This is a genomic window from Bacillus sp. S4 (assembly GCF_040838205.1).
Lineage (GTDB): Bacteria > Bacillota > Bacilli > Bacillales > Bacillaceae_G > Bacillus_A > Bacillus_A cereus_U.
In genome coordinates this window covers 1-3,683 of sequence record NZ_JBFPJI010000317.1, presented here as the reverse complement: position 1 = coordinate 3,683, position 3,683 = coordinate 1, and the positions used below count along the sequence as shown (strand labels likewise).

Genomic DNA, 3,683 nt, shown 5'->3' with positions numbered 1-3,683 from the left:
TTCATACATCTAATTATATTATGGATTTATTAAAGGTCGTTTCCTCATACACTTTCAAATTTTGATATACAGCACCTAATGAAGGTGCTTCTATAGAAAATTGTTCTGCTACATCCAGTAAGTATCCTTGTAAATGTTCCCCTTCGATGAGCGAGCCTTTTTCCATATCACGCTGCATAGATGACTTCATATCATAAGAAATTTTATCAATCGTTTTCATATGGTCCTCAATAATATTATCTTTAACCGGAGCCCCCAATGCCCTCATAATTTGCACAGATTCCTCAAATAAGTTTCGGATAAAATCACGTCCACCTTCACTCTCACGAATCGGTCCTATTGGTGCACGCATTAATGTTGTCACACCTGACATTACAGTGATAAATAAATATTTATGCCACATATCTTGCGTAATATTTTCACTTAAAACAAAACTAGCTTTTGTACCTGCAAATGCTTTAGAAATAGGCTTTATTCTCTCTGAATCTTGAGGCTTAATTTCCCCAAATACAAGTCTGTTAGCAACACTAGTTTGTACAATTTCTCCTTGATCGTTTAACGTCGTCTCGATAAAGCATAAACCACCAATCACTTTTTCTTCACCGAATTCCTTTTGTAATAGTGATAAATGAGCGATACCATTTAACAATGGAATTATGACTGTATTTTCACCTACAAACGGCTTTAAATCTATGGTCGCGTCGTTTAAATGATACGCCTTTGTTGAAAATAAAATCACATCAAATGGAGAAGTTCTATCTTCTTTCGTTATCAGTTTCGGTTGAAAGGAAAAATCTCCATTAACACTACGAATAACAAGTCCTTTTTCCTCTAATTGCTGTTTTCTTTTGCTGCGAACGAGAAATGTAACATCTTCTCCCTTTTCTACTAATCGGCCACCAAAAAATCCGCCGACGCCACCAGCTCCTAATACTAAAATGCGCATACTACATCCCCCTTTTCATAAAACAATCACACTAGTTTTAGTATACATAATATTATACATGTCTCCTATTAAATAAGCTGAATTTTCATTCTTAAACTAGTGAAAACGAGAGGTTATTTAATAGGAAAATTGGGCATGTTGTTTCTATAGCTTATATGGAAAGGAAACAATGTAGATGGAGGCAATACAAACAATCGAAGAAAAAGATGTAACAACAGCTATATTTCAATTTATATTCCCGTTTTCGTTTAAAACTGGATATGAACAAAATATGTTCCCTTTCTTACAAAAAAATGATTTTCGACCCTTTCGACTCGATCATCTTGAAGATGAAAATACATATTACGGGAAATTTCAAGTTTCACATCAAAATATGGAAGCATACTATCTTTCCTTTACAAATAAAATTCTCTTTCCTCATTCAGAACATCAAAAAGGATTACAGCGCTATTCTAAAGACCTTAATTTAAATGGACATTTAACAACTAACCTTATTTCCGTTCCATTCAAGATACATTCTATTGATGTAACACTTTGTCCTTATGAGCTTGGGTTCTTAACAATTCGGACAGAAATAAAAACCGCTCCAAACATGACATTATCAGAAGCGATTGAATTCGCGGCTCGCTTCCGTGTACTTGAAACTAAAAGTGATACGACTGAGACTATTTGTATTGAATGTGATGGAAAAAAATATTCACAAGTAGAAAAACTTATATTCGGTGATTTATTTCATGGTTTAACAGACTTCTTTGAGAACAAGAGATTGCGGAGTTCTTACTTTCAAACATTCCCTTTCTTTGAAGACCAGCGAATGTATGTACAAACTTTATTATCCATAAACAAAGAGTCAGACCTTCATATAATCGATGTATATCGAGCCTCCAGTCTTTCCGGATTATCAGATGATGGTAAGCCATATATTAGTGCAAATAATGTTCCTTATATTCACGATTATTTAACAAAACATTCTTATCAAAGATGGGCTCCTAACCGTTACTTTATTATGGAAGAACATATTTTCACATGTATTACAAATGAAGGTGAACAAGCAGTCACTAAACTTGCTAGTCAAATGTACGGGGAGTTTTATTACGCTTTATTATTAAATTTATTTCATAAAGTTGTTTTATTAAAGATGGCAAACGCCTATGCTGAATTAAATATTGAACAAGATACAAATGAGATAGAGAAATTAATTTATTCAATAAATTCGTTTACAGCTAATTATTTTTCTTTAGAATTAGTATCCCAATCACAAAGTGAAGATATTTTCTTTCGTCTAAGAAAACTTTTTAACATTGAAGTACTGTACACGAACGCGAAACAAAATCTCGATAGTTTATTTAAATATCAAGAAAATGTTGCTTCAAAAAAAGATAGCCTCTTATTATTAATTTTAACGCTCTACTCTGTTGTAGGCCAAATGTTAGGGTTTACTATGATTGATCTTTTAAGAAACACCGATTCAAACAAAATATCATCGCCTTTTGAATTTTTTGCTCTATTAATAGCGATTAGTGGCATAGTCATTTCACTTATTTTAGGTACACAAAGTTTATACCAATGGGGTGTACAACATAAACGAAGAAAAGCATGGGTAAAACAAACTGTACTTTCTGCTGTGAAAGAGAAGGATAGTACAAAGTAAATAAAAAACAGATGGCAGCACGATGCTACCATCTGTTTTCTATTATGCTTACTTCCCTGCTTCGATTTTTTCTAATGTAGCAGCTACTTGCTCTTCTGTTAATTCGTGTTGCACGATATAACGATTACGTGGGTGTACACGACATTCATGAGAACATGCACGTAAATGTTTTGCTTCACTTTCTTCAGAACATAAAATTTTCTTGTTACATTCTGGATTTGCACAGTTTACATAGCGCTCACAAGGTTCGCCTGTAAAATGATCTTTACCAACGATAACATGTTCTTTTTGGTTTACTGGTACAGCGATACGCTCATCAAATACGTAACATTGACCATCCCAAAGTTCACCCTGTACCTCTGGGTCTTTTCCGTACGTTACAATTCCGCCGTGAAGCTGACTTACATCTTCATGGCCTTCTCGAACTAACCAACCAGAGAATTTCTCACAGCGAATTCCACCTGTACAGTACGTTAAAATCTTTTTACCTTCAAGTGTTTCTTTGTTTTCTCTAATCCAATCTGGTAATTCACGGAATGATTCAATATCTGGTTTGATCGCACCTTTAAAGTGTCCTAAATCAAACTCATAATCATTTCGTGCATCAATGATAACTGTATTTTCTTGTTTCATTGCCTCATAGAATTCTGTTGGTTCTAAATATTTCCCAGTCATTTCTTTTGGGTTAATGTCGTCTTCCAAGCGAAGTGTAACTAACTCTGGGCGAGGACGTACGTGCATTTTCTTAAATGCATGCTCATCCGCCTCATCAATTTTAAAAACGATTCCAGCAAAACGTGGATCATTGTTCATTACTTCCATGTATTTCTCTGTTTGCTCAACAGTTCCAGAACAAGTTCCATTAATTCCTTCTGTTGCTACAAGAATTCTTCCTTTTAACTCAAGTGAATTACAAAATTCTAAATGCTGTTCAGCAAATTCTTCTGGATTTTCAATTGTTGTGTACATGTAATATAGTAATACTCTATATGGTTTTATAGTTGCCAATGTAGTTCTACCACCTATCTAAATTTTAAAATCATGTATAAGTTAACGTTCATATCAAAACATATATAATAAGAAAAT

3 protein-coding genes are annotated in these 3,683 nt (G+C 33.8%); 1 reads left to right on the top strand and 2 read right to left on the bottom strand.

Features of this window, described 5'->3' with window-relative positions:
* Window positions 1–13: 13 nt before the first annotated feature.
* Entirely contained in the window at window positions 14–946 is a 933-nt protein-coding gene (gene panE, locus AB3X48_RS19240; RefSeq protein WP_088098949.1) for a 2-dehydropantoate 2-reductase, read from the bottom strand.
* A 175-nt stretch (window positions 947–1,121) separates the two neighbouring features.
* On the opposite strand from panE, the gene AB3X48_RS19235 reads away from it, so the two are divergent.
* Window positions 1,122–2,597: a hypothetical protein gene (locus tag AB3X48_RS19235; RefSeq protein WP_088098948.1), complete on the top strand. Its 1,476-nt coding sequence runs from the start codon at window positions 1,122–1,124 to the stop codon at window positions 2,595–2,597.
* A 48-nt stretch (window positions 2,598–2,645) separates the two neighbouring features.
* Here the strand turns inward: AB3X48_RS19235 and trhO are convergent, their stop codons facing one another.
* Entirely contained in the window at window positions 2,646–3,605 is a 960-nt protein-coding gene (trhO, locus tag AB3X48_RS19230) for an oxygen-dependent tRNA uridine(34) hydroxylase TrhO (protein WP_088098947.1), read from the bottom strand.
* Between the last annotated feature and the right edge of the window lie 78 nt (window positions 3,606–3,683).